Source organism: Selenomonas sp. FC4001, from assembly GCF_000701565.1.
Classification (GTDB): domain Bacteria; phylum Bacillota; class Negativicutes; order Selenomonadales; family Selenomonadaceae; genus Selenomonas_A; species Selenomonas_A ruminantium_B.
This window is the reverse complement of sequence record NZ_KL370793.1, coordinates 616,377-643,334: the sequence shown is the minus strand read 5'-3', so window position 1 is coordinate 643,334 and position 26,958 is coordinate 616,377. Positions and strand designations below refer to the sequence as shown.

Annotated in this window: 30 protein-coding genes; 27 read left to right on the top strand and 3 right to left on the bottom strand. The window is 49.5% G+C overall.

The features are described from left to right. Positions 1-7: 7 nt before the first annotated feature. The 11 genes from T320_RS12710 to T320_RS12660 all read left to right on the top strand — a co-directional run bounded on the left by T320_RS12710 (position 8) and on the right by T320_RS12660 (position 9,891). Positions 8-691: a flagellar brake protein gene (locus T320_RS12710; RefSeq protein ID WP_026761335.1), complete on the top strand. Its 684-nt coding sequence runs from the start codon at positions 8-10 to the stop codon at positions 689-691. Between the two features lie 68 nt (positions 692-759). Then, positions 760-1,992, top strand: coding sequence for a protein-glutamate methylesterase/protein-glutamine glutaminase (locus tag T320_RS12705; protein ID WP_037356416.1), 1,233 nt, complete (start codon positions 760-762; stop codon positions 1,990-1,992). A gap of 21 nt (positions 1,993-2,013) precedes the next feature. Then, on the top strand, positions 2,014-4,101 hold the full coding sequence (locus T320_RS12700) for a chemotaxis protein CheA (RefSeq protein WP_037356413.1): 2,088 nt from the start codon (positions 2,014-2,016) through the stop codon (positions 4,099-4,101). A gap of 13 nt (positions 4,102-4,114) precedes the next feature. Next, positions 4,115-4,576, top strand: coding sequence for a chemotaxis protein CheW (locus T320_RS12695; RefSeq protein WP_026761332.1), 462 nt, complete (start codon positions 4,115-4,117; stop codon positions 4,574-4,576). 21 nt (positions 4,577-4,597) lie between these two features. Further along, complete coding sequence (locus T320_RS12690) at positions 4,598-5,212, top strand: chemotaxis protein CheC (protein WP_026761331.1); 615 nt, start codon at positions 4,598-4,600, stop codon at positions 5,210-5,212. Position 5,213: 1 nt separating this feature from the next. Next, on the top strand, positions 5,214-5,699 hold the full coding sequence (locus T320_RS12685) for a chemotaxis protein CheD (RefSeq protein ID WP_026761330.1): 486 nt from the start codon (positions 5,214-5,216) through the stop codon (positions 5,697-5,699). A 31-nt stretch (positions 5,700-5,730) separates the two neighbouring features. Next, positions 5,731-6,111, top strand: a complete 381-nt coding sequence (locus tag T320_RS12680; RefSeq protein ID WP_051608793.1) for a hypothetical protein — start codon at positions 5,731-5,733, stop codon at positions 6,109-6,111. Positions 6,112-6,173: 62 nt separating this feature from the next. Beyond that, positions 6,174-6,941 (top strand): FliA/WhiG family RNA polymerase sigma factor, encoded by a 768-nt coding sequence (locus tag T320_RS12675; protein ID WP_026761329.1) that lies wholly within the window; start codon positions 6,174-6,176, stop codon positions 6,939-6,941. 22 nt (positions 6,942-6,963) lie between these two features. Then, positions 6,964-8,640, top strand: a complete 1,677-nt coding sequence (locus tag T320_RS12670; RefSeq protein WP_037356410.1) for a DUF342 domain-containing protein — start codon at positions 6,964-6,966, stop codon at positions 8,638-8,640. A gap of 90 nt (positions 8,641-8,730) precedes the next feature. Then, a complete protein-coding gene (locus T320_RS12665; protein ID WP_231465903.1) occupies positions 8,731-9,048 on the top strand; it encodes a hypothetical protein in 318 nt (105 codons plus the stop codon). Between the two features lie 51 nt (positions 9,049-9,099). Beyond that, positions 9,100-9,891, top strand: coding sequence for a hypothetical protein (locus tag T320_RS12660; protein ID WP_037356404.1), 792 nt, complete (start codon positions 9,100-9,102; stop codon positions 9,889-9,891). Between the two features lie 55 nt (positions 9,892-9,946). Here T320_RS12660 and T320_RS12655 read toward each other — a convergent pair whose 3' ends face one another. Beyond that, a complete protein-coding gene (locus T320_RS12655; protein WP_037356401.1) occupies positions 9,947-10,699 on the bottom strand; it encodes a DeoR/GlpR family DNA-binding transcription regulator in 753 nt (250 codons plus the stop codon). A gap of 131 nt (positions 10,700-10,830) precedes the next feature. Further along, positions 10,831-11,097 (bottom strand): 30S ribosomal protein S20, encoded by a 267-nt coding sequence (gene rpsT, locus T320_RS12650; RefSeq protein ID WP_026761325.1) that lies wholly within the window; start codon positions 11,095-11,097, stop codon positions 10,831-10,833. Positions 11,098-11,260: 163 nt separating this feature from the next. Here rpsT and lepA point away from each other — a divergent pair, with 163 nt between their 5' ends. The 13 genes from lepA (at position 11,261) to T320_RS12585 (ending at position 23,870) form a co-directional block, all read left to right on the top strand. Further along, the gene (lepA, locus tag T320_RS12645) at positions 11,261-13,057 is read left to right on the top strand and encodes a translation elongation factor 4 (protein WP_037356685.1); all 1,797 of its coding nucleotides are present in this window, start codon (positions 11,261-11,263) and stop codon (positions 13,055-13,057) included. Positions 13,058-13,074: 17 nt separating this feature from the next. Continuing rightward, positions 13,075-14,214 carry a radical SAM family heme chaperone HemW gene (gene hemW, locus T320_RS12640; protein WP_037356396.1) on the top strand — a complete coding sequence of 380 codons (1,140 nt, stop codon included), beginning with the start codon at positions 13,075-13,077 and terminating at the stop codon, positions 14,212-14,214. Positions 14,215-14,272: 58 nt separating this feature from the next. After that, complete coding sequence (locus T320_RS12635; protein ID WP_051608791.1) at positions 14,273-15,175, top strand: polysaccharide deacetylase family protein; 903 nt, start codon at positions 14,273-14,275, stop codon at positions 15,173-15,175. A gap of 24 nt (positions 15,176-15,199) precedes the next feature. Continuing rightward, a complete protein-coding gene (locus tag T320_RS12630) occupies positions 15,200-16,165 on the top strand; it encodes a serine hydrolase (RefSeq protein WP_081824835.1) in 966 nt (321 codons plus the stop codon). Positions 16,166-16,320: 155 nt separating this feature from the next. After that, positions 16,321-16,608, top strand: coding sequence for a 30S ribosomal protein S6 (gene rpsF / locus T320_RS12625; RefSeq protein ID WP_037356390.1), 288 nt, complete (start codon positions 16,321-16,323; stop codon positions 16,606-16,608). 39 nt (positions 16,609-16,647) lie between these two features. After that, on the top strand, positions 16,648-17,082 hold the full coding sequence (locus tag T320_RS12620; RefSeq protein ID WP_037356387.1) for a single-stranded DNA-binding protein: 435 nt from the start codon (positions 16,648-16,650) through the stop codon (positions 17,080-17,082). 20 nt (positions 17,083-17,102) lie between these two features. After that, positions 17,103-17,333 (top strand): 30S ribosomal protein S18, encoded by a 231-nt coding sequence (gene rpsR, locus T320_RS12615; protein ID WP_197019434.1) that lies wholly within the window; start codon positions 17,103-17,105, stop codon positions 17,331-17,333. Between the two features lie 54 nt (positions 17,334-17,387). Next, entirely contained in the window at positions 17,388-18,740 is a 1,353-nt protein-coding gene (locus T320_RS12610) for a ClC family H(+)/Cl(-) exchange transporter (RefSeq protein WP_037356385.1), read from the top strand. Positions 18,741-18,860: 120 nt separating this feature from the next. Further along, complete coding sequence (locus T320_RS12605) at positions 18,861-19,628, top strand: DeoR/GlpR family DNA-binding transcription regulator (protein ID WP_026761317.1); 768 nt, start codon at positions 18,861-18,863, stop codon at positions 19,626-19,628. Positions 19,629-19,795: 167 nt separating this feature from the next. Continuing rightward, on the top strand, positions 19,796-21,643 hold the full coding sequence (locus T320_RS12600) for an LTA synthase family protein (RefSeq protein WP_369793448.1): 1,848 nt from the start codon (positions 19,796-19,798) through the stop codon (positions 21,641-21,643). 10 nt (positions 21,644-21,653) lie between these two features. Next, positions 21,654-22,349, top strand: a complete 696-nt coding sequence (locus tag T320_RS14885; protein WP_197019433.1) for an HI0074 family nucleotidyltransferase substrate-binding subunit — start codon at positions 21,654-21,656, stop codon at positions 22,347-22,349. A 10-nt stretch (positions 22,350-22,359) separates the two neighbouring features. Next, positions 22,360-23,058: a M48 family metallopeptidase gene (locus T320_RS12590; protein ID WP_037356379.1), complete on the top strand. Its 699-nt coding sequence runs from the start codon at positions 22,360-22,362 to the stop codon at positions 23,056-23,058. A gap of 32 nt (positions 23,059-23,090) precedes the next feature. After that, on the top strand, positions 23,091-23,870 hold the full coding sequence (locus tag T320_RS12585) for a Fic family protein (protein WP_037356376.1): 780 nt from the start codon (positions 23,091-23,093) through the stop codon (positions 23,868-23,870). A 42-nt stretch (positions 23,871-23,912) separates the two neighbouring features. Here T320_RS12585 and T320_RS12580 read toward each other — a convergent pair whose 3' ends face one another. Next, complete coding sequence (locus tag T320_RS12580; RefSeq protein ID WP_037356373.1) at positions 23,913-24,272, bottom strand: helix-turn-helix domain-containing protein; 360 nt, start codon at positions 24,270-24,272, stop codon at positions 23,913-23,915. A 176-nt stretch (positions 24,273-24,448) separates the two neighbouring features. Between T320_RS12580 and T320_RS12575 the strand changes: the two genes are divergently transcribed. From T320_RS12575 to T320_RS12565, 3 genes are all read left to right on the top strand, one after another. Further along, on the top strand, positions 24,449-25,222 hold the full coding sequence (locus T320_RS12575) for a 5-bromo-4-chloroindolyl phosphate hydrolysis family protein (protein WP_037356370.1): 774 nt from the start codon (positions 24,449-24,451) through the stop codon (positions 25,220-25,222). 353 nt (positions 25,223-25,575) lie between these two features. Then, positions 25,576-26,409, top strand: coding sequence for an EcsC family protein (locus T320_RS12570; RefSeq protein ID WP_197019432.1), 834 nt, complete (start codon positions 25,576-25,578; stop codon positions 26,407-26,409). 41 nt (positions 26,410-26,450) lie between these two features. After that, positions 26,451-26,651, top strand: a complete 201-nt coding sequence (locus T320_RS12565; RefSeq protein ID WP_037356367.1) for a hypothetical protein — start codon at positions 26,451-26,453, stop codon at positions 26,649-26,651. Positions 26,652-26,958: the final 307 nt, after the last annotated feature.

The following is a 26,958-nucleotide window of genomic DNA, read 5'->3' as shown; positions in this document are numbered from 1 at the left end:
CTTGATTATGACGGGCGAATTAGTAAAGGCAAAAGAATACTTAAAGATTGGCCAGCGGGTCGAGTTTTATGTAGAGGCTGATGAAACCCGTTATGCCAGCCGCATTGAGGACATGACCGAGGATACGCTGGAAGTGGCTATGCCCATGACTCGGCAGGGGGTACCAATCATCCCCAAGGACCATGAAAAATTGTATGGTGTAGCCGTTGGCGACCACTGCCGTTTCCGTTTTTTCACGGTGTATCAGGGAAAAGGCTACAAGGATGGCCGAATCCCTGTCTGGTATGTGGACAGGCCCAGCGAAATGGAGCGTTTCCAGAATCGCGAATTCGTGCGGGTAAAAGTGAATCTCAAAGCCACGGTGAGCTTGGTGGATGAGGATGGGACTATCCATGATAGCGAAAACGTACCCGTGGTGGATTTGAGCGGCAGTGGAATCTGTCTGGCCTTTCCGCATGAGGTCGAACCCGAAACCAAGGCGGTGCTGGAACTTAATGGGATTCCCGGCGTAGGGATTATCGATGTCATGTGCCGTATTGTGCGTTGTTCGCCTGTAGAGCGGTCGGATGAATCCATCGTCTATCATGTGGGGGCGGCCTTTCTGCATTTGCCCCGGAGCACAGTCAATAAGCTGGTCCGCTATCTGTTTAGCGTACAGCGGGCCAACATTGCCAAAGGGTTCAAAGAATAAGGGTATAAGACAATTCGTATAGAAAAGTGTAAGGGATTTTTAAGCCGGATGTAAAAGAGGTGAGCGGGATGATTCGAGTCTTGATCGCTGATGACTCTGCTTTCATGCGCAAGATATTAACGGATTTTTTCAATAAGCAGCCGGATTTTGAAGTGGCAGGCGCGGCGATAAACGGCAAGGAGGCCATTAACAAGGTTTTAGAGCTCAGTCCGGATTTGGTGACCATGGATGTGAATATGCCGGTTATGGACGGACTCAACGCCTTGGCAGTTATCATGGAAAGGCAGCCTACCCCGGTGGTGATGCTGAGCAGCCTGACCCAGCAGGGAACGGAAGCTACTGTGAGGGCACTGAGTCTGGGAGCGGTGGATTTTATCAGCAAAGCTGGCGGCAGTATATCCAAGCTGGATACCATTGAAGATGAGCTCCTGGAAAAATGCCGCAATGCGGCTAAGGCCAGGGTGCGAAAAATGCCGTATGCACCGCAAAAGAAGCTGTCGCAGATGAACACACCGAGTCCATCGTCCGGGCCGCCGGTGATGAAGCGGGTGGAGTTGCCTGTACGGCAAGGCTTGAAACTTCCCGGCGCGGCATCCATAGCTTCGTCACAAAATTCAGGCAGCGGCTTCGGCATCAGACGTGCGAATCCCTTCCTGCAGGCCAGAGGCAAGCCTCAGCCACCGGCGTCCAGCAAGGTAACACCTGTGACGATGACCAGCGCAGGCAATGGCGCGAAGAAACTGGTGGCGATTGGGACATCAACTGGCGGGCCGCAGGCATTGCAGCAGGTGATAACCCGCCTGCCGGGAAACCTGCCCTGCGGTGTAGTCGTGGTACAGCATATGCCGGCAGGATTCACCAAGGCTTTGGCTGACCGATTGGATACCATATCGCAGGTGTCCGTGAAGGAAGCGGAAGACGGAGATGTAATCCAGCCGGGGCATGTATATATAGCTCCGGGCAGTCATCACCTGCGCGTGAAGGAGGAGGGCAGCAGCCGCAAGATTATCTTGGGGCAGGACCCCCCAGTGGGAAATCATCGCCCTGCAGTAAATGTCATGTACGATTCCGTCGCTGGCATTGGCAAAAATCTGGTGGCGGTAATCATGACCGGCATGGGCTGTGATGGCTGTGAGGGAATGAAGAAAATCAAGGCAGCAGGCGGCTACAGCATTGCTCAGGATGAGCCCACATGCGTAGTTTACGGTATGCCAAAAGCCGTAGTGGATGCAGGGCTGGCTGATGAAATCAAACCCGTGGAAAACATAGCCCAGGCTATTGTCGAGGCTGTAAAGAGATAAAAGGATATAGGGGGAATACAAATGGATACCAATCAGTATATGGATATGTTTTTGGATGAATCTCATGAGCATTTGCAGTCCTTGAACGAAGGCCTTTTAAGCTTGGAGGAAAATCCAGAAGAGATTTCGGTAGTAAATGATATTTTCCGTAACGCCCATACACTTAAGGGCATGTCGGCAACCATGGGATATAATAAGATTGCCGAACTTACCCACGAAATGGAAGACGTGCTGGACCTTATCCGCAAGGAACAGCTGAAACTGGATGAAGATATTATCGATACTCTGTTCAAATGTCTGGACTCTCTGGAGCAGATGATTGACAGTGTAGCAAATGGTGATTCGGAAGATGTGGTGGATGTCAGCGATTTGGTGGCAAAACTCAGCTCCATTTCCAAGGGCGAACCGGCTCCAGCCGCTGCACCGGCAGCACCTGCCGCTTCGGCACCTGCTGCAGAGGCTGCACCGGCACCAGCAGATGCTGGCATCGGCATTGAACTTACCGATACGGATAAAGATATGCTTCGTCAGGCCAAGTCCGGCGGCATGGTTGGCGTTCACATTCAGGTAACCCTGTCGGAAACCTGCCTGCTGAAGTCGGCCCGTTCCTACATGGTTATGAATGCTTTGGATGAGCTGGGTGATGTGATTAAATCCATCCCGCCTGCCGAGGATTTGGAACAGGAAAAATTTGAGCACAGCTTTGACATTCTGATGGTTACGGGAGCTGACAAGAAGGCTGTAGAAGATTCCCTGAGCACCATTTCAGAAATCGATAAGATTGTCGTGGAAGTGGTTGACCCCGATAAACCGGCTGCCGCAGCACCAGCCGCAGCGCCTGCACCGGCAGCGGCACCACCTGCTCCTGCACCGGCTGCCGCAGCACCGAAACCAGCTGCACCGAAGCCGGCCGCCAAGCCTGCAGCAAAACCAGCCGCAGCGGCGCAGAAGAAGGGCCATCAGAGCCAGTCGGTACGTGTAGATATCGACAAGCTGGATACGCTTATGAACCTTATGGGCGAGCTGGTTATCAATAAGGTCCGTCTGGAGCAGATTGGCCAGGCTCACCGCTTAAGCGAACTCACAGAAACGCTGGAGCAGATGGACCGAGTAACTACGGACCTGCAAAACATTGTAATGAAGGTCCGCATGGTGCCGGTAAGTGCGGTATTTAACCGTTTCCCCCGCATGGTGCGTGACGTATCCAAGGAACTGAATAAAGAGATAAACCTGACCATCGAAGGTGAGGAAACAGAACTTGACCGTACCGTTATCGATGAAATCGGCGATCCGATCATGCACCTGCTGCGTAACTCCCTCGACCATGGTGTTGAACATCCGGATGAACGTGAAGCTAAGGGCAAACCCCGTACTGGTGAAGTCGGACTTATCGCCCGCCATGAAGGCAATAACGTCGTCATCATGGTTACAGATGATGGTAAAGGTATCGACGCCAGCAAGATTCGCAAAAAGGCTGTTGAAAAGGGCATGATTTCGCAGGAAGATGCGGATAAGCTCGATGATGCCGATGCTGTTCGTCTGATTTTCCTGCCGGGCTTCTCTACGGCTGAGCAGATTACCGATATCTCCGGCCGCGGCGTAGGTATGGACGTTGTACGCAGCAAGATTGAATCCCTGTCCGGCCACGTTGACGTAGAAACCAAGATTGACGAAGGTTCGGTATTCAAGATTAAACTGCCGCTGACCCTGGCTATCATTCAGGCCATGCTGGTTAAGGTTCAGGAAGAAATTTATGCAATTCCGCTGGGCTCCATCGACAGCACCATCAACATTCAGCCCACGGACATCAAGACGGTACGCAACCGTGAAGTTATCGTTCTGCGCGGTGAGATTATTCCGATTATCCGCATGGAAGAAACCCTGCAGATACCTCATGTGAAGGATTCGGATGAGATTTTCGTCGTAGTTGTTCATGCTGGCGAAGCCAAAGCAGGTATCGTAGTGGACAACCTTATCGGACAGCAGGAAATCGTAATCAAGACCCTGGGCAACCTCTTCACCGGACTCAAGATGTTCTCCGGTGCTACGGTCCTCGGCGATGGCCGTGTGGCTTTGATTCTCGATGTGGCTACGATGATGCAGCAGTAAGGAGGCAGTAACCATGGCAAACGAAGAAACCAAACAGAATGATGAAGTGCAGGTCGTAGCCTTTAAGCTACGTGATGAAGAATATGGTGTCAGCATTCTGAATGTGCAGGAAATCCGCAACATGACGGATATCACTCGCGTTCCCTTTGCAGCGGACTTTATCAAAGGCGTTATCAACCTGCGTGGTTCGGTACTGCCGGTTATCGACCTGAAAAAGCGTCTGGGGCTGGCAGAAACTCCCTATACGGAAAATACCCGCATTGTAACGGTGACGATTGATGAACTGCATGTAGGTATGCTGGTGGATGCGGTGACGGAAGTGCTTACCATTGGCAGCAAGACAGTGGATACAAAGAAGGCTACCAATGACCGCAGCGGTTCCCGTTTCCTCAACGGTATCGGCAATGTGGATGGCAGACTTATCATCATGCTGAATCTGGAAGAGATTATTGGTGCAACTGGCGATGGGAAGTAAAGTAAAAATGAGGTGTCGACTATGACCGAAGAATTAAACCTTTCCGCCAATCAGCTGGATGCATTACGCGAGATTGGTAACGTTGGTGCCGGGAACTCGGCTACGGCCCTGTCCCAGGTCATCAACCGGAGAATTGATATGAATGTGCCCAAGGTGGCACTGGTGCCTTTGGAAATGGTGCCGGATTTGGTGGGCGGCCCCGATGCTGTAGTAGTGGGTATTTTCCTTCGTGTTTATGGCAAGGCTCCCAGTAACATCTTGTTCCTGCTTCCTCAGAAGTCGGCGTTTTATCTGGTGGATACGCTGATGGGCAAACCCCATGGGCAGACCAACAGTCTGGACTTCATGGATGAATCGGCCTTGATGGAAATCGGCAACATCCTGTCTGGTGCGTATCTCAATGCCTTCTTTACCTTTACGAAGATTACCATGCTGCCCTCTATCCCGGCTTTGGCTATGGATATGGCAGGCGCGCTTTTGAATGTGGTTCTGGCCCAGCTGGGCCAGATGGGTGACCAGGCTTTGGTTATTGAAACGGAATTCCTCTCAGAGGATGATGGCATCAATGGCCAGTTCTTCCTGGTTCCCGACCCGGGTTCGTTGGAGACGATTATAAAAGCTGTAGGAGTTGAGTGATATGGCAGATCTTATCCGAGTCGGTATGGCCGACTATAAAGTTGGTTCTGCTCCGTCAACAATCATCAGCTATGGTCTTGGGTCTTGCATCGGGATCTCCCTGTATGACCCGCAGACGAAAGTCGGCGGGCTCCTGCATATCATGCTTCCCGATAGTACGCAGGCTCGTCCTACGGACAATCCGGCAAAATTTGCGGATACAGGATTACCGCTGATGCTCAAGGATGTATTGGCTCTGGGCGCGGTGAAAACCCGCCTGGTGGCTAAAATCGCCGGCGGAGCGCAGATGTTCGCCTTCCAGAATGCTACCGATATCATGCGTGTCGGCAGCCGCAATGCGGAGGCAGCCAAGAAGATTCTAAAGGACCAGGGAATTAAAATCATTGCCGAAGATACTGGCGGAACTTATGGCCGCACGGTGTCCATCGACTTGAATACTGGTGTGTATAAGGTAAAGACTATCGATAAAGGCGAAAAAGAGATTTAATTATTAGACTAGATTTGCAGGTGAAAAGATTTTGGCTAAATTATATGTGGCAGTGGTTTTCGCTTTTATCGCCGCCGTGGTGATCGTGATTACGGGACTATCAAGCGATGCGCGGCTTATAACGGTGTTTTTTCGCAGCATAGTTGGTTTTGTTAGCGCCGGCTTGATTGTCTACATGGTGCTGAGAATTCTGGCTGCCAATGATATCATGGACTTTGACGATTTCATTGAGGCAAAGGACGAAGAGGCATTGGCAGAGGTAGAAGGAGCGGAACCTTCGGCGGCTGATGATGAGGCCGCCGAAGGGGAGCAGCCGGAGGCAGATGAAGCGGAACCAGCAGAAACAGGTGAACCCGCGCAGTTCGAGCCTTTGAGCAGTGAGGAACTGACGCGTATGGATTCGCCGCAATGAGTTCGTATTTTGCTAAATTTACCTAACTTGGAACTTAGATGTTGATGGGAGGAGGGCGTTCGGTGGAGTCTTTTGAATTTACAAATGATACGCCGGCTGTTGATGTCGCTTCCCTGTGGCAAGATTATCTGAAAAGTAAGAGTGTAGAGCTGCGCAACCAGCTGGCTGAATTCTATTTGCCTTTGGTCAGGCTGGTTGCCGGGCGGCTCGCCATCAGCCTGCCATCCCACGTGGATAGGGATGATTTGCTGTCGAGTGGTTTCTTTGGCCTGTTGGATGCCATTGACCGCTATGATATCGAGCGCAAGAACAAGTTTGAAACTTATGCAGGCATCCGCATTCGCGGGGCTATGCTGGATTATCTCAGAGCCAAGGACTGGCTGCCTGTGGCTATACGTCAGCGTATCCGGCGCTATGAGCAGGCGGTCTATGATTTGGAAAATCGTTTGGGCAGACCTGCTACGGATGAAGAATTGGCGGAGGAACTCTCGCTTTCGCTGAAGGAATTGCAGGCTCTGGAGGGGCAGATAAGTGTGGCTACGGTCATCCCTCTGGACGATTATTTGCGGGCAGATTCGCCGCTCACAGGTGAGCCGGGACCTTCTGACCGCATGGAGCGGGAGGAGCTCAGGCAGACTTTGGCAGCAGCCATTGAGCGCCTGCCAGAAAAAGAAAAAAAGGTAGTGGCGCTGTACTACTACGAAGAATTGACTTTGAAAGAAATCAGCTTAATCCTTAACCTATCGGAAGCCAGGATTTCCCAGCTGCATACGAAAGCGATTTTCCGTATGCGAGGATATTTGGCTCGGATGAAGGCAAGCTTAGTATAGAATAGCCTAAGGGGGACACATCATGGATGACCAGACTTTACGCCCAGCAGTCGGCGGTCCAGACGCAGGTTATCTGCTTGAATTCCTTCAGGATGGCGTTTTCGTGACGGTATATCCCAGTGATGGCACGGAGATGCTTTTTGAGCTTTCGGATGTGAGGCAGACTTTACAGGATAATGGTGTTATCGACTACGATGTTATCGAACTGTCCAAGATTATCCGTGAAGCTGCGGGTGAGCGCCGCAAGCTGGCAGACGAATTCGTGGAAGTGATGCCGGAGGAAGAAGAGGAGTTTAGCTCCCAGGAAAATGCACCGGAGACAGAAGCGGATACAGAAAACGAGGAATTGGCTGGTATCATAATTGACATCAGCCGGGATCAGATGATTGCTACAGTGCGTTACGATACCAGCAAAGGTACGAAACTGCCGCAAGTAGAGGATATTAAGGCTGCTTTGGAAGAAAAAGGGGTGGTCTACGGGATTAACGAAGAGACCATCAAAAACGGGGTGACCAGCCTGACCCCCTTTGTGGCAGCTGAGGGCAAACAGGTACAGCATGGGGAGAATGCCCGCATTGAGCGCAAGTTTGACCTGTCGCAGAAAAACAGGCCGAAGATTGATGAATTCAATCGAGCCGATTATAAGGACATGGGACTTTTTGTACTAGTCAAAAAGGGTGACCTGCTGGCGGTGCGAATTCCTCAGACGGAAGGCACGCCCGGAAAGAACATCTTTGGACTCGATGTGCCGGCCCGTACAGGGCGTCCGATTCCTATGCCACAGGGGAAGAATACCGAAGTCCGCAATGAAAATGAGCTCTATGCCATGATTGACGGGCAGATTGTGGATTCCACCCGCAAGATAGACATTGACCCCCATCTGGATATTCGTTCGAGCGTAGGTACCGGAACCGGCAATATTGACTTTACAGGGAGTGTTTCCATCAAGGGAAATGTGGAAGCTGGTTTTGTGGTCAAGGCTACGGGCGATATTGAGATTGGCGGCATGGTAAATGGCGCCGAAGTCTATGGACGCAATGTGATGATCAAGGGCGGTATCAACGGGCAGAACCGGGGCGTTGTCAAAGCCGTTGAGGATGTGCAGGCCCAGTTCGCAGAGAACGCCAATATCGAAGCCGGCCGGGACGTCAGCATCGTAGATGCTATCCTTCATTCCAACGTGCGGGCGGGCAACCGGGTGTACGTTGAGGAACGCCGAGGGATTATCACAGGCGGCAGTGTCGCTGCCGGGGAAGAAATTCGCTGCAAGATGGTAGGCAATGCTGCCGCTGTAGTGACGCGCATGGCCGTAGGTGTTGACCCCACGGTACAGCAGCGTTATATTGAAATTTGCCGGGAGTGCAAGGAAGACCGGGGCAGGCTTAAACAGATTACGCAAATGCTCAATACTCTGAGTAAGATTGATGTGAGCCGTCTGCCGCAGCAGCGCATAGACCAGATTAATGTCCTGACCCGCTCACAATTCCCACTAGCAGGGAAAATCAAGCGGGCCGAAAAGGAAATACAGAGTTTGGAAGAAGCTATGGGCCGCATGAAGGATGGCAAGATTCGCGTGGCGGATACGGTTTATCCCGGTGTCCGCATCACCATCAATTCGGTGATTATGAACGTGCAGAGCAGCATCCGGCGCTGTCTGCTCACGGTGAAAGACGAGCGTATTGATATCGGCACATACTAAGAAAAACAAGGAGGGCATCTTTTAGATGCCCTCAAGTTTGTATCAGCAAGCAGGAAAGAAGGGAATAGCATGGATGTCAGTCCCATGAGTATGCAGATGATAGTGCCACGGGCCACAGATGCCGGGCAGGTACAGCATAATCTCAATCAAGCCAATGCCCTGCAGGCGGATTATCAGGCGGTAGAGCAGAAGCGGGAGGACCAGCTGAAACAAAAGCAGGTGCGGGAAAAAGAAAATCTCGAAGATGGACGCATAAAGGATGACCCGGAACGCCAGCGCAATCGCGGCGGCAAGGGGGGAAAAGGACGCAGTGCCGGAGGAACGGCACCAGAAGAAATGGAAGAGCAGCCAGCGGTGAAGATGGCAACAGACCCATCACGGGGACAGCTATTAGACATTAGCCTGTAAATAGCGTATAATAAAATAGAAAATTTTTGAGGATGGTGTTATTTTTAGCCTATGGTTCCAGAAATATTAGGATTTCTCATTATCGCAGGGGCACTGTTGGTCCTGGTGGTGCGTTTTATCTCCCAGCGGCAGAAAGGCGTGGACACAGAAGAACTGCGTGAGTCAACAGAACAGCTCAAGGCGGAACTGACCCGCTCTGCCGATGCCGTTATCGCCCGTATGGGCAATCATATCCAGCATTTGGAGAACCTTCTGCGGCAGGCCGATGAGCGCAATGTACGGCTCGAAGCAGGCCTAAACGAATACAAGCGGCTGGCAGGCGAGATGGAAGAACGCTCTGCGGCACTGAATCGCGAGCTCACCGAAGCCCGCAAGACGATTGCTGAACTTGCGGCTTATCAGTCTGTTCCTTTGGTACCACATCAGCCGGTTGTGCCTGTGATGAACATGACCCAGAATATGCCTCAGCAGATGCAGGCGCAGGCTCCTTTACAGCGTGTGGACTCGCAGGATTTTGCTACGGTGCTGCAGAATTCTCTGGACCGGGAAGAAAGTGCGGAACCGGCAATCAATGCGCAGCAGGCCGCAGGTCTGGCTGAAGCGATGAACCGCCGTCCGGAGGATATGCCGGAACCCATTGTGCCGGAGGAAGAGCCGGAAGAAAAACAGCCGGAACCAGAAGAGCCACAGCGTAAGCCGGAAAAGGCGATTTCTCCCAATGCAGCTAAGGCTAAAGCCTTGCTGCGGAGCGGTTATTCCGTAGAGGAGACTGCCCGGGAAACGGGCATGGGCCGTGGGGCTATTGAACTTCTACAGGAAATGAATAAACGGGATTTGGAATAAAAATAAGGTTTGAAAGCCAAACGTGCTTTCAAACCTTATTTTTTGCTTATGCAGTTTATTTGCTGCCTACCGGATAAACGTGAATGCCCTGCTCGTGTAAGTTGCTCAAGGTATTGCTTGCGGCCAGGTCATCGGTAAAGAGGGCAGAGACATTCGCGTAAGGGAGCAGCATTACCGTACCGTGAACCTTGAATTTGGCGGACTCGGTGAGGATGATGGTCTGTTCTGCCCGTTCAGCCATAACGCGGGCGGCTTCGGCGCGCATCAAATCATTGGACATAAAGCCAAGATTATCCACACCGTCAATGCCCACGAAGAACTTGCTCACATAGAAATCCCGGACGCAGCTGCGAATCATAGGGCCAACCATAACCTGTGATTCCTTCTGATATTCGCCACCCAAAAGAATCACCCGCACATTGGGATATTTGCGGATGTAGTCGGCGATAAAGGCGGAGTTGGTGATGATGGTAACATCCCGGCGGTTAGCCGCGATTTCTTCTGCCAGCAGGGCGCAGCAGCTGCCGGATTCAATCATGATGGTTTCCCCGTTATGGACGCTCTCTGCTGCCCGGCGGGCAATGCGCAGTTTCACTTCGTAGTTAAAGGAAAGGTGGTTGCCGATATCATCACTGGTGGTAAGCCGGGCATAACCGTGTTCCCGGCGCAATAAGCCCTTTTTTTCCAGCAGATTCAAATCCTTGCGGATGGTGACCTCGGAAACGTCCAACGCCTTGGCCAAATCCGTCACCGCAATGCGGTTGTGCTGATTGACAAGGCTCAGTAACTTGCTATGGCGAACATGCATAAAATCATCCCCTGTATGTTTTCTACATAAAGTATATCATAATCTACAGGTATTTCAAATGAAAGAGAAAAAGAAGGGATAAACAAAAAAACCGCCCCGAAGGACGGTTCTTTTCTATCTCATTCTGAGAATTACTTAGCGAGTGCATTCACTTTGCGAGCCAGACGGGACTTTTTGCGAGCTGCGCAGTTCTTGTGGAACACGTGGTTAGCAGCAGCCATGTCGATAGTCTTGCAAGCAGCCGTGAGGAGGGATTTCGCTTCATCAACGTTTCCAGCCTCAACAGCGTCGAGAACACGACGGGAAGCAGTGCGTACACGGGACTTCTCAGCAGCGTTCTTCGCACGGCGCTTAGCGTCAGATTTTACACTAAGAATAGATGCTTTAATATTCGGCAAGTAGTTCACCCCCCTCAATTGATTCGTTACCTAGCTATTTTAGCACGCCCTTTTTCAAAATGCAATAGTTTTTTGGAAAAGGAAAGTATATTTATTGCAGGAGAGGGGGCAGATGGGGTATAATGTCATTTATATGGATAGAACTTTCGAAAGGAAAATGACAATGCAGAACAAGCATATTCGCAATTTCTCGATTATCGCACATATCGACCATGGCAAATCGACCATTGCGGACCGATTGATTGAATATACGGGAACGCTGACGCAGCGTGAGATGGAAGCCCAGGTCCTCGACAGCATGGACTTGGAGCGTGAGCGCGGCATTACGATTAAGGCGCAGACTGTGCGCCTCGACTACAAGGGCAAGGATGGGGAGATGTATCAGCTCAATCTCATCGACACCCCGGGCCATGTGGATTTTACCTATGAGGTTTCCCGCAGTCTGGCCGCCTGCGAAGGGGCTCTGCTCGTGGTAGATGCCGCACAGGGGGTTGAGGCACAGACGCTTGCGAACGTCTATATGGCGCTCGAAAATGATTTGGAAATCGTGCCGGTTATCAATAAGATTGACTTGCCCAGTGCCGACCCAGACCGAGTGAAAGAGGAAATTGAAAATACTATTGGTTTGGATGCCACGGATGCGGTGTTGGCTTCGGCCAAGACTGGTATCGGCATTGAAGAAATCCTCGATGCCATCGTGGAGCGCATTCCGGCACCGGAAGGGGATGAGGATGCGCCGCTGCAGGCGCTTATCTTTGACTCTTTCTTCGATTCCTACAAGGGCGTTATCGCCCATGTGCGCGTAAAGCAGGGCAAAATCAAGAAGGGCATGCGTCTCAAGATGATGGCTACGGGCAAGACTTTTGAAGTCACGGATGTGGGCTGCTTTAAGCCGCAGCCAGTGGATGTCGGCGAGCTCAATATGGGCGAAGTTGGCTTTGTGGCCGGTTCCTTAAAGGACGTTCGCGATGTGCGGGTCGGCGATACCATCACCTTTGCCGACAGGCCTGCGGCAGAGCCTCTGCCGGGTTATCGCGGTGTAACGCCGATGGTCTACTGCGGCCTGTATCCGGTGGAAAGCGCTGATTACGACAACCTCAAGGACGCTCTCGAAAAGATGCAGATTAATGATGCGGCCCTGGTCTTTGAGCCGGAAACTTCTGTGGCTTTGGGCTTTGGTTTCCGCTGCGGCTTCTTGGGCCTGCTGCATATGGATGTTATTCAGGAGCGCTTGGAGCGTGAGTATCACTTAAAACTTATCACGACGGCGCCTTCGGTTATCTACCATGTGTTTAAGACAGATGGTACTGTGCTCAATGTCAGCAATCCGGCAGAACTGCCGCCGCAGACGGAGATTGAGCATATCGAGGAACCGTTTGTTAAAGCGACCGTGATTGTGCCCAATGATTTTGTCGGCGCGGTTATGGAAATTTCGCAGGACAAGCGGGGCGTGTTCAAGAATATGGACTACCTCGATACCAACCGCGTCATGATTACTTATCATATTCCGCTTAACGAAATCATCTTTGACTACTTTGACCGCCTGAAATCGGCGACCAAGGGGTATGCGTCCTTGGATTACGAGCTGGCAGATTATCAGGAGTCGAAGCTCGTGAAGGTGGATATCCTCTTAAACGGCGACCCGGTGGATGCCCTTTCAACGATTGTGCATAAGGATAGAGCCCAGAGCCGTGGCCGTCAGCTGGCGTCCAAGCTCAAGGAAATCATTCCGCAGCAGATGTTTGAGATTCCCATTCAGGCGGCGATTGGCTCCAAGGTCATCGCGCGTGAAAACGTGCGGGCACGGCGCAAGGACGTTCTCGCTAAGTGCTATGGCGGTGATATTTCCCGTAAGCGCAAACTGCTCGAAAAACAGAAGGAAGGCAAGAAGCGCATGAAAGCCGTTGGTTCGGTGGAAGTGCCGCAGGAAGCCTTCATGGCGATTTTGAAGATTGACTAAAATAAGGAAGTAAGATTATGCAATGGGGAGTTTATATTCATATTCCCTTTTGCCGGCAAAAGTGCTTCTACTGTGATTTTCCCTCCTTTGCCGGGAAGGAAAATCGCATGGAGGCTTATGTGGAGGCCCTGTGTCAGCAAGTGAAGATACAGGGCCTTTCTTATCGGCAAAAATGGGGAATACCTGCCACCATCTATATCGGAGGCGGTACGCCTACGGCTCTGCCGCAAGCGCTTATGGAAAAAGTTCTGGCGGCAGTGACGGAAATTTTTGGGGCTGAGATTGGCGAATTTACCGTGGAATGCAATCCCGGCACGGTGGATGAAGATTATTTTAAGATTCTGCGGGCTGGCGGTGTCAACCGTTTGAGTTTTGGCGTGCAGAGTTTTGAGGACGAACTGCTCAAAAAAATCGGCAGGATTCATAGTGGTGCCGAGGCCTGTGAGGCTGTGAAGCTAGCACAGCAGGCAGGCTTTGTAAATATCAGCGTGGATTTGATGTACGGCCTGCCGGGACAGAATCTAACGGATTTGCAGGCGAGTGTGGCGCAGGCAGATGCGCTAGGGATTCAGCATATTTCCATCTACGGCTTGCAGGTGGAGGAGGGGACGGCCTTTGCCCGCATGGAGGAAATGGGCAAACTGAATCTGCCGGCAGAGGACGAGGCAGAGGCTATGTATGACTATATGACCAATCGTCTGCCACAGCTGGGCTATCAGCGCTACGAGGTGTCCAACTTTGCCAAGGCTGGCTTCGAGAGCCGTCATAATCGGAGTTATTGGCATGATGTGCCCTATCTGGGATTGGGGGCAGCGGCCCACTCCTATTTGGAGGGGAAACGCTATGCTGCCGTGACGGATATTGAGGCGTATACTGCCGGGATAAAAAAAGGACAGGAAATCTGGGAATTGGAGGAAGAACCGAGTTTAGAGCATGCCATGGAAGAATTTGCCTTTCTGGCGCTGCGTACAGCAGAGGGAATTTCCTGTAAGGCGTTTCGGGATAAATTCCAGCGGGAACTCGATGAAGTCTATGGTCAGGTCATGGCAGATTTGCGCGGCCAGGGGTTATTGCTGGTTGACCAGGCAGGCTGCCGCTTGACGGAAAAAGGCTTCAAATATGGGAATTTGGCCTTTGCTGAATTTATTTTGTCATAAAGATGTAGTATAATGAAGAAGCTGAGAATTTAGGAAGAATAGTGGGGGCGCGATTACGGTGAAACGTGATAAGTTTGCCAAGGTTATCGGTGTCTTGGCGGTTTTGGTTATATTAGGCGGCGTGGCGGGAGCAGCCTGGCACGCGAAGGTGCGGGCTACGGAACAGCCGCAGGAAGTGGAAGCTGAGCCGGGCGTGGAATCGGCGGCCTATACGCTGGCGAAGGGTGATTACAGTAATCTTACTTATGACAATATCGGTGTGGACCGGCCGGTTTATGACCGTTATACCTTGAAACAGCGGCTGGCCAAGGGACTGCCCACCATGCTGCCGGCACTGCCGCACTATACGGCAGAGAAGGTGGCCTACTTGACCTTTGATGATGGCCCGGATGATGTGAATACCCCGGCCATTTTAGATGTACTCAAGGCTAAGGGGGTTCATGCGACGTTCTATGTGCTGGGCGGCATGGTGGAAAAGAACCCTGCGGTGTTAAAGCGGATTTTTACCGAGGGACATGCCATTGGCAATCACAGTTACGACCACGATTATGAGCGCCTCTATGCCAATAAGGAAAGTTTTGTGGAGGAGATGGAGCAGACCGACGAGGCCGTCTTTAAGGTCATTGGCATGCGGCCTTTTATCATCCGTGCGCCGGGCGGCACGGTCGGCATGTTTGCGGATGATTATTATAAGCATCTGAATCTCCTGGGCTATGTGGAACACGACTGGAATGTGCTCACGGAAGATGCCACGCCGGAACATCCTTCGGCAGAGCAGCAGATTGATTATATCGACCGGCGGGCGGCTGGTCATCTCAAGGACAATATGGCGCTGGTGCTCATGCACTGCAACGGAGGCAAGGAAGAAACGGTGCGAGCGCTGCCGGGAATTATCGACAATCTCAAGGCCAAGGGCTACCGTTTTGGCGTGGTGACGCCCATTACGCCGCAGCCCTGGTAAATTCTATCATTCAAGGACTTGCTCATGAAAATGAAGATTAGCCGTTCTACGAAAATCAAGCGAATCGTTACATTTTTTTGCCTGGTAGTGATTTTGGAGGCCGGGGGCATGGCAACGGCCTTCCTCTGGCAGCACCATGACGGCCGGGAGGCTGCTGCTCTGGCGGCCGAAATGACGGGAAAAGAAAATATGCCCTTGGTTAGGGCAGACAGGGCAGTGGACGAAGACAAGCTCTTTGCCTATACAGCTCAGGTTATAGGTGCTAACAATAAGCAGCTTGCCGTGTATTTCCTGCGTCCGGGCCGGGAAGTGGAACCCTTTATCTACAATCAGCGCCGGATGTTTCCGGCCAGCATGATTAAACTCTTTGTGATGGCCAAGACCATGCAGGATGTTCATGATGGCAGATTGTCGCTGGAGGAACAGCTTACCATCCGCAAGCAGGATGTGGTGGGCGGCGCCGGGGTTACCACCTGGTACAATGCCGGTGAAAAGCGCACCATTGCCCAGTTGATTCAGCTGATGGTGGTGGAAAGTGATAACACCGCCACCAATATGCTGATTGATAAACTGGGCATGGCAAATATCAATCAGTACCTGCAGCAGTATGGCTATAAGGATACCCTGCTGGTGCACAAACTCATGGTCAATAAAAAGGCCAGCAACAAGAATCTTTCCTCGGTACGGGATATCGGTCATTTGTTGACGAATCTCTACTACCATCAGCTCGTTGGCGAAAAAGAAGATGCCTTTATGCTCGATATCCTGGAACAGCAGCGGGATAAGGAATGTTTCCCCGCGGTGGTATCCGGCTATGATATCGCCCATAAGACCGGCGAGGTCAATGGCGTCTATGCCGATGGCGGCATTTTCTATGGGCCGCAGGAAGATTTTATTCTGGTGGCGCTAAGCAACAGCAACGAAGGGCGCGTCGAGGTCATCCATAAGATGCAGAAACTGGCCAAGTTTTATGCAGGAACCATGCAATGACAAGGGGAGAAATCGTGGAAAATTTTTCTTGCAATGGTTTGCTAATAATGGTATAATCTTCTAGTCGTGAGACAAATAAGTTTTGAGTTGAAATAACATTTCAACCTCTGCTCCTGTGTGAGCAGGAGCCAAAGACCAGAGAGGGAGGTGATTTCGTGAGAAAGTACGAAGTCATTTTTATCGTGAAACCGATGGAAGAAGAAGCTACGAACGCTGTTATCAGCAAGTTCACTAAGCTCATCACCGAAAACGGCGGTACTATCGATAAAGAAGATCGTTGGGGCAAGAAGCGTCTTGCTTATGAGATCAAAGACTGCGCTGAGGGTTTCTATGAACTGCTCTACGTTACCTGCGAACCGTCCTGCGTTGCAGAATGCGACCGCGTAATGAAGATCAACGACAGCATCCTCAAGCACATGATCGTGAAAAACGACGAAGAGTAATTTAGAAGTACGCTAATTTGGCGTCAGGGAGGATGTACCATGAACAAGGCAATACTGATTGGCCGCCTGACCCGTGACCCGGAAGTGCGTTATACACAGTCCGGCACAGCAGTCTGCACCTTTACGCTGGCAGTGGATCGCCGCTTTGCACGTAAGGATGCTAACGATGGTCAGCCGACGGCGGATTTTATTCCCATTGTTGTTTGGAGCAAGCTGGCTGAAGTTTGCGGCAACAACTTGGTGAAGGGCCGCCGGATTTCTGTGGAAGGCCGCATTCAGGTTAGAAGCTATGATGCACAAGATGGCTCGAAGCGTTATGTGACGGAAATCGTAGCAAACGAAGTAGAATTCTTGGACTCCAAGGGTTCTGCTCCTCAGGCTGGCGGTTTCGGTGCACCGGCACCGGCAGCACCGCAATCTGCGCCTGTTGATGGTTTCGGCCCGTCCATCCCTGACGAAGAAATTCCGTTTTAAGTTAGGAGGGAATTACTTTGATGAGACGTGACAGAAGCAGAAGACCTCGTAGAAAGGTCTGCTCGTTCTGCGTAGACAAGGTCGAACATATCGACTATAAAGACGTGGCAAAACTCCGTCGCTTCATTACGGAGCGCGGCAAGATCCTGCCCCGCCGTATCTCCGGCAACTGCGCTAAGCATCAGCGCCAGGTGACTGTTGCCATTAAACGTGCTCGCAATATCGCATTGCTGCCGTTTACTGCTGAATAAGCAAAATGCAAGCCTTCTCTTCGGGGAAGGCTTTTTCATTTATAGGAGAGGTTTATGCAAAAACGATTCGAAGATATTTTGCAAGCCCTTACCGACCCTAAGCGACTGAAACTGCGGCTCTTTATCGAAGGCAATGTGATTGGCGTATTAACCGGGCTGACCATCGCCCTGTTCCGCTATCTGCTGGAAATCTCCGAGGCGAACCTGCCCCGGCTCTATCAGTTCCTGCAGGAAAATCCTACCTATATTCCCGGCTGGTTCATTGTGCTTATGACCATTGGTTGTATTCTCCATTGGCTGCTGCGGATGGACGGCATGATTTCCGGCTCCGGCATTCCGCAAATCAAGGGCGTGCTCATGGGGAAAATGGACATGCACTGGGCGCGGGTGCTGCTGCTCAAATTTACCGGAGCGGTGCTGGGCATTGGTGCGGGCCTGTCGCTGGGCAGGGAAGGCCCCAGCGTCCAACTCGGGGCCTGCTTGGGCCAGGGCGTAGGACGGCTTACCCACCGCAGCTATGAGGAAAATCACTACCTGCTTACGGCCGGGGCCGGAGCAGGTCTGGCAGCGGCCTTTAATGCACCGCTGGCAGGGGCGATTTTTTGTCTGGAGGAGCTGACGAAGAATTTTTCGCCGTATGTGCTGATGGGCTCGATTGCGGCAACGGTGACCGCAACAACCGTAACACAGTTCTTTTTTGGCATGGAGCCGGTGTTCCATATGGGTGAGATTCCCGTGGTGATGGCGGGCAATGTCTATGTGATGCTGATTTTGCTGGGCGTCTTTGTGGGCGTATTGGGGCTGGGATTTAACCGCATGCTCACCATTTCGCTGGACAGCTATGCCAAGTCGCCGCTGAAAGCCTGGCAAAAGCCATTGCTCCCGCTGTTGGCCGCTGGCGTAATCGGTTTTTTCCTGCCGCAGATTTTAGGGGGCGGCAGTCCCTTGGTGGATGCGCTCGTAAAACATGAATATGCGATTGGCTTTTTGCTGCTCCTTCTGACGGGAAAATTTTTCTTCACCATGCTTTGTTTTGGCTCCGGCGTGCCGGGCGGCATATTCCTGCCCATGCTCGTGCTCGGAGCTTTGGGCGGGGCCATCTTTGCGAAACTGGCCATTGCGGCTCAGCTGATGGATGCCCAGTGGGCTGTGACCTGCATTGTCTTTGGCATGGCGGCTTATTTTTCTGCCGTGGTCAAATCACCCGTTACAGGAGCCATTCTGATTATGGAAATGACCGGTTCCTATCAGCATCTGCTGTCATTGATGCTGGTGTCCATGACGGCCTTTCTGGTCGCCGAGTGGGCAGGCAGCGAACCGGTTTACGATATGCTGCTGAACCGCAGTTTAAGGCTGATGGACAGGGCTCGGAGCTATATTAAGGAAAGCCGGCATAATTTGTCGTAATTTGGGCTTGATAATTTGTCGCAAATCTAGTAAACTAATTGTACAACAATAATAACAAACAATACCTTACCTCTTCCCCAAGCGTATTGTAAGGAAAAAATTAATGGGAGTGAATTGCAGATGTTTTTGGAAGAACGTCAGGAAATTATCCTGAACATGCTTGCCCGTGATGGCAAGGTACGTGTCCGCGACCTCAGTGAAAAGTTTAAGGTAACCGAAGATTGTATCCGTAAGGATTTGGGTGCGCTGGAGAAAAAAGGCAAGCTCAAACGTACTTACGGTGGCGCTGTCCGCATTCGCGAGAACAGCCATATGCTCGAAGTCAGCAAGCACCGCAACACCGATGTGGAAGCGAAGCAGCGCATTGCACAGGCCGCTGTAAAGCTCATCCATGAGCGTGATATGGTGTTCCTCGATATCTCCACGAGTAATCTGGCTATTGCAGAACTCTTGGTCAAGATGGACCAGGATATCACGGTTGTGACCAACATGATTGACATTCTCGTGGTACTGGCTCGCAATCCGAAAATCCGCGTGGTCTTTGCCGGCGGTAAAATCAACAAGAGCCGCGATGGTTTCTGGGGTGGCATGACGCTGGACTTCATCTCCCGTCTGAAACCGGATATCGCTTTTGTCGGTGCCGTAGGCGTTGACGTCAAGGAAAACAGTGTTTCCACTTACGATATTGATGATGGCATCAACAAGGCCGCCATTATCCGCCACAGCAAGAAAGCCTATGTAGTAGCCGAAGCCCGCAAGCTCAGCACGGACGGCAACTACAACTATACGACCCTCGATACGCTCTCGGGTCTGATTACCGATACCCTGCCGGCACAGGATATTCAGGAGGCCGCTGATTCTTACGGCGTGGAAATCATTCTGCCATGAGTATAAATTTCCCTACACGTTTGAGTTGGGAAAATTTTCATAGGGTTATTGTAGAAGGACTGAAGGTATATGCTTTTTACCTGGCAGTCCTTTCCCTTTTCCGGCTCTTTTTTATTCTGTGGCTTAATGACTATTGGGGGCCGCAGACAAATAGTGCAGATATTGCCTTGGCTCTCTGGCGGGGCAGTCGTCTGAGTATGCAGACGGCAGGGGCGTTGACGCTCATTAGCTTTGTACCTGCCTTTACGGCACATTATCTCCTGCCCAAAATCGAGAAATATCTATGGCTGGGGATAAACGGCCTCTTGCTTATGGCGTTATCCATCCTTTATATGGCCAGCTTTCCCTATTACCGCATCTACCGTATGAATTTCAATCAGATGCTCTTTACGGGGATGAATGAGGACTGGGGCGCACTCTTCTGGACCATGGTTGACCAGTATGCACTGCCGGCCCGCTTTGCGGGGGCAATGCTTTTGGCCTTTGTTCTTTGGTATCTTCTGCGCAGGCTCCTTATCTGGCAAATGCCCTTACTGCCGATTGCCCATTGGCCGTTATGGGGAAAGCTGGTCATTCGTGCCGCCTTCCTTGCGCTCGTGTATGTAGCGGTGCTGCTGGGCATCTTCGGCGGTAGTCTGGGCTGGCAGACGGCTGTGGATTGGGAAAATGCGGGCGTAACCAAGGATGAGTTCTTAAATGAAGCAATCCTTGACAATCCACAGGCCATCTACCGTGCCTATAATCTCAACAGCCGTATGCTGGCCTGCAATGGGCTGGATTTTACCATGGAGGATATTCAGCAGCTGGCCGCCAATTTAAGCGGCAAGCCAGCGGATACGAATAATCTCGATGTTTACTTGCAAAGAAATGTGGTACAGGGAACGGAACAGCCGCCGCGCCATGTCTTTGTGATTCTCTCCGAAAGTCTGGCCAACTGGCCGCTGTTGGATAAGTATAAAGATATTCCGATTGCTGAAGATTTGCGCGGGCTGGTGGCGGCAGAGAATACGGATTACTGTCCGACATTCCTGCCAAATGGCGCCAGCACCGTATCGGCCGTGACCGGCTCGGTGGCAGGTGTAGCCGATGCAAACCTCTATCTGACCACTATGCCGGAGTCTTTTGCGGCACCATATCCCACAGCCAGTGCACCGCAGATGGCAAAACTCGGCTATGAAACAAACTTTTTCTATGCCGGGCCGGCTACCTGGGAGCGCATTGGTGCCTTTACACAGGCGCAGGGCTTTCAGCATTTCTACAGTCGCGGCGATTTCGGTGATGTGCCGGGCAGCGTTTGGGGCTGTGAGGATGAATGCCTTTATGACAACATCATGGAGCGTCTGACGGATGCGCCGAGCTTCAATATTATCCTCAATGCGTCGAATCATTCACCCTATGATGTGGATGTGGAGGCCAAGGGCTTTGACAAGGAAAAGGTGCGGGCGGCACTGCCTACGGCTTATCAGCAGGATGAAGAACTCCTGCGGGAACTCGGTCATTACTGGTATGCCCAGCGGGAACTGGTGAAATTCGTGCGGGAGGTCAAGGCAAAATATCCCGACAGCCTGTTTGTTATTGTCGGCGACCACGGCGACCGCTACAATATCGAAAAACAGCCGGATATGTATGCCCGCTATGGCATTCCTTTTATCGTGACGGGGAAAAATATCCATAAGGGCACGTTGCTGGCCGACAGTGCGGGCAGTCAAATTGATATATTCCCCACGCTGATGGAACTCACTGCGCCTAAAGGCACAAACTATATGGCATTGGGGCAGAGTCTGACAACGACAAGCACAAAAGGCGTAAACTACGGCTTCTGGATTACGCGGACAGCCATTGGCAAGGCCGATACTGTGCCATTGGTGCCGGAAGCCATTACGGGCGACGAAACACCCGTTATCGACGACCAGGCCATGCAGGATTATATCAACGCCATCCGAGCTATATCGTGGTGGCGGCCAAAATACGGGCCGATACTCGACCAAAAGATTTTGGATGAAAAGGGAAGATAAGGGGAACAGGATGAGTTATAATCTTGACAGGGAAATAATAATAGAGATTATTGCGATTGCAAAAGCACATAAAATAGAGAAATTGCTATTGTTTGGTTCCCGGGCGCGCGGCACTAATCATACACATAGCGATATAGATTTAGCTGTGGCGGGGGGCGATGTTATGGGCTTTTCTTTATCTGTGGAAGAACAGACGAATACCCTGTTGTCTTTTGATGTAGTCGATATGGATGAATCCATCTCAGCATCCCTGCAAAGTGAAATTGATCGTGATGGCATAGACTTATATGGTTTGGGAGTAGTCGAAATGAAAAAATATGAATCCTTTGCCAGTTGTTTAAGTGTGCTGGAACAGGCAGACAGGGAACTGGCGGCTAAAAACGAGATTTATCGTATGGGAATAATCGGCCAGTTCAATCTGACCTTTGAGCTGGCTTGGAAGTCTCTGAAGGAAACGCTGGAATTATATGGCGTGGCTGAAGCGGCCACGGGTTCTCCGCGAGAGATTTTTAAGGCAGCATATAAACTGGGCTGGCTTAAAGATGAAAAGGTCTGGCTGGATATGTTGAAAAAACGCAATGTGGCCATTCATGTATATGATGAAGAACGTGCATTAACGGTGATAGAAATGGTCTTTTCGACTTATCTGGCAGCTTTGCAGGATTTGCGCGAGGAATTAGGACAGCGGTTAGCCGCTGCAGAATGAGGTTTTATTGATGCAGATGCAGGTGGCAGAAATTGCCATTGAAGTACAAAAGAAGAAAATCAAGAATATGCACCTCTATGTCAAACCACCCTGTGGCAGGGTGGTTATTTCTGCGCCCTTGCGTGTGCCGAATAAAGCCATTGAACTCTTTGCCCGTACCAATCTTCCGTGGGTACGCAGGCAGATTAAGAAATTTCAGCAGCAGCCTCGCGCAGCCAAGCGGCAGTATGTGTCAGGCGAAACGTTTTATCTATGGGGAGCTCCTTATCGCCTTGTGGTTATCGAGTCACAAAAGCCCGCCTATCAAATCATGGGCGATAAAATTCTGCTGTACCTGCCGAAAAAGTCCAATGTGGACTGGCGGGAGAAGTTTATGCGGGAGGTCTATCGGGCGGAGCTGATTAAGAAAGCCGAAGTGCTGCTGCCCAAATGGGAGGCAATTACGGGGCTGAAGTCAAATGAATGGCGTACCAAGTATATGAAGACCCGCTGGGGCACCTGCAATATCGTGGCTAAAAGAATATGGCTCAACGTGCAGCTCGCGCAAAAGCCAACGATATGTTTGGAGTATGTGATTCTTCACGAGCTGACCCATCTGCTAGAGAAACATCATAATGTCAGATTCTATGGCTATGTGGCAAAGTATATGCCGGATTGGCAGAAAATCCGGGCACGGCTGAATAACTTGCGGCTGGATGAGGAAGAATAGCGAGGCGCAGTGAAGGTTGAGGAGTATCCAGGATGAATACAATTTACAATGAACTGAATAATGTTTTACAAGAATTTAATCGCTTGGGAATAGCGGAGCAATTTGATTTTCAAAAGCTTTATCTGTATTCGATAATTACCCATTCTACAGCTATCGAGGGCTCAACCGTAACAGAGATAGAAAATACCCTTATGTTTGACGAGGGGATAGTTCCTGGCGGTCATAATGTCACGGAACAGATGATGAATCTGGATTTGAAAAGGGCTTATGACTATGTGAATGGCCTGCTGGATAAGAACATTCCCATAACCGTGGATTTCCTAAAACAGTTGTCTGCATTGGTTATGCGCAATACCGGCAGCAGTTACACAACGGCGTTAGGCAGTTTTGATTCTTCGGCAGGGGATTTGCGTCTGGTTAATGTCAGTGCAGGCAGAGGCGGTAAGTCTTATCTTAACTATCAGAAAGTGCCTCAACGCTTGGAGGCCTTTTGTAAATGGTTGAATGCTGAACGGCAAAAGCCATTTATAGATGCCGCTGCAATTTATGCTTTGTCCTTTGAAGCGCATTATCGCCTTGTGTCCATTCATCCGTGGGGGGACGGCAATGGGCGTACCAGCCGTCTGCTCATGAATATGATACAGATGGAGAAGGGGCTGCTTCCTAGCATTTTGAAGAAGGAAAACAAGGCTAAGTACATTGAGGCGTTGGCTATGAGTCAGGATAGTGAGGACAGCACGGTGTTTGTGGAATTTATGATGAATTCCATGGTGGCGTTCATCAGAAAAAGTATAGAGGAGTTCAAACCATAAGAAAAAGCAGGACGGCTGCCTTGAGGGCACCTGTCCTGCTTTTTAGATTGTGGGATTTTCGGTGCTTGATTTTTGTTCTCGGTCATGGAGTGCATCAAGCATAATATCGGCCAAAAGTTTATTTTCTTGACTTAAGCCTAAGTATTTCTGTATTTGGTCGTAATCGTGAGCGGCAAGGTCAGTTAATTGATTTTCAAAAGAAGTTGCATCTTTGCCAAGGAGATAGTCAGTAGTTACGCCAAACAGTGCGGTCAGTTCGTCAAGTTTTCGCACTGGGCGGCTGGTGCCACGCTCGTATTTGTTATATGCAGCTCGTGTCATGCCAATACGCTCGGCAACCTCTCGCTGTGATAGTCCTTTTGCTTCGCGGAGAGCACGTAGGCGGTAAGCGGTGATATTCATGGGGAAGTCCACTCTTTCGTTTCAGAAATTCATCATTTCCATTATAAGTGACAGAAAAATAATAACAAAGGCGTTTATTTAATAATACAGAACTTGACTGTAACACTTAATACACCTATAATAAGAGAAAAGAAGAAATGGATAGGAACGGTGTACCAAGGATAGGAGGGAGTCCGATGCTCCTCGTTGTCAAACTGGTTATTATAGGTGTACTACTGTTGTTATTGGCAATTTGTAAAGTGTTGAGCGTGTTCTCACTTCAAGAAGTTGTAGGTGCGATTGCATTGGGCGCTATTGCCTATGCTTTGTTGTCAGGTGAAGAAAAAGACCAGGAAAAGAAAAAGATTACAATAGTATCTGATAAAAAGACAGAATATAATGACGTTTGTGAGAAAGCTGACGCAGACTACAGATTCTTACAAATGTCTTTGCAAGCAATTCAGGATAAGGAACTGCATTATTTGTTGCAATCTATGCAACAAATAGCGGAGAGGTTATTGGGGTATTTGGAAAAACATCCAGAACGTATCCCCGTGGCTTCTCGTTTTGTGAACTATTATCAAGACAGGACGGCTTCACTCGTGAGACAATATCTGTCTATGCGGGAAGCAGGCCTGCGGGCGGAATTGCAGCAGAGCTTATTGCAGGACATGAAAAATACATTCCGTGGTTTTCTGGCCGCTTATGAAAGCCAGTTGGGCAAGGTTATGGAAAGTGAATTGCTTGACATGGAAGCAGAGATGAAAGTAGCGCAGCAGGTTATGGATGAAGAAGGTATACGTGCCAAAGATACGGTCTATTTGCCCATAGAAGATGAAAAAGAAGAAAAGAAATCTAAAAAAGAGCAGGAAGATAACAACACTCCACTTAAATACGCCGGAATTGCATTGGCCGCGCTGATTGGAGCAGTAGGAATTTATAAGTTGACGGATAAGAAGAAGGAGGAATAAGTATGGCAACGAAACGTATCGAGTATATGTGCAGTCATTGTGGGAAGAAGGAAATACGCTTTGTTTCATTGGGGAAACCTTTACTGGGAAAGTGTCCACGTAAGCAGGGGAATAAGCCGCATACTTGGACTGTGAATCGTAGATTGGATAATTGATAGAGGAAATAAAAAGTTTGAGTAAGCTAAAAACACACCTTGGTATGGCATAATATGTGTTTTCGTAATAGCGGTGGAGGTGTTTAGTATGAAAAGCTGCTTGTTTGTTTTATTGATAGTGTTTCTTTTTTCACTAAAGGGATGTATATTGATGTAGTGGATGAATCATTTATATAATAAGATATGAGGATGATAAAAATGGAAATGGAAAAAATGACCACGTATGAGAAAAAACAGTTGTTGGAAATAAGAGATTATCAGAATGAAAAGCCAAGTGTGGTATCAGAAGGGCTAAGTCTAATAGGCAAACCACTGGAAGTTATAACTGGATTGTTGATACCGGAACAGGTAATACAGGCTGTGCTTAATGGAGCAAATGCAACGGCAGAATTTTTGGCAGATGAAGATGATATTATCAGAGACGGAAATATATCAAAAATAGAAGAATTACGAAATAAAAGTCTTGAATTATCTGATGAAATGGCAAATGAAGTGCATAATTGGGCAATAGCATTAGCTGTTGCGGAAGGTGGTGCTACTGGAATGTGGGGGGCGGCAGGAATAGCAGCAGATATACCAGCTATATTGACTTTAGCACTAAGAACTATACATAAAATAGGTCTATGCTACGGATACAAGGCTGAAACTACAGAGGATAAAGAGTTTGTTTTATCTGTGATGTCATTAGCTGGTGCAAACAGTATGAAGGAAAAAAATCAAATTCTACTACAATTAAAAATGCTCGAAGCAACATTACGAAAAAGCGCACTATGGATGATTGAAAGAAAAGCAGCAAAAGATATGGCAAAAAAAACGGTTAGCAATGAAGTGATAATAAAAATGATTAGAGATGTTTGTAAACAGTTGGGAATAAATTTTTCTAAGAGAAAAGCTATGCAAGTTATACCTATCTTTGGAGCAGGAGTAGGTGCTGCTATGAATGGTAGCTTTATAAGAGATGTGGGCTATGCGGCCAGACGACAATTCCAAGAACGTTGGTTGATAGATAATGGGAAATTGATTGTTGAATAGTTATGTAAATAATTTATTATATTAAAAAGGAGAGGGTACTCATGGGATTTTTTGCACAATTAGGAAAGGTGGCAAAGACTATTGGAGAGGCGTCACTTGCGCAAAACTATAGAAAAGATCCTCTTTATAGTAAATTTTCAAAATATGAAGACTATGAATTAAGAAGTATTTGTAAATTGGGGGATTATGGAGAAATGAAACTGGCAGAGTTTATTCTAAAAGAACGTGGATGTAAATTATGATAGAATTATTTGCTTGAATAATAGAGAATAAATTGTCAGCTAGATGATTATAAAACTCTGTTTGTAATGTAGAAATGATTTCTAAAATATTAACATCATGTTTGCTTTTTAGTAAATAATGAAAAACTTCGATATTTGCCATCTATCGTAGGATTGAATAAGTTATTTTGGGAATAGATTAGTTTCCTTTTAAGACATTCGTTGCAGCATTTTAGAAAATCGATTTAATAGTTAATGGGTAGCTTTACCACTGTAGCTTTTGAGTGGATAAGAAAAAAATAGCCAAAGAACTCTCCTTATGCTAGAA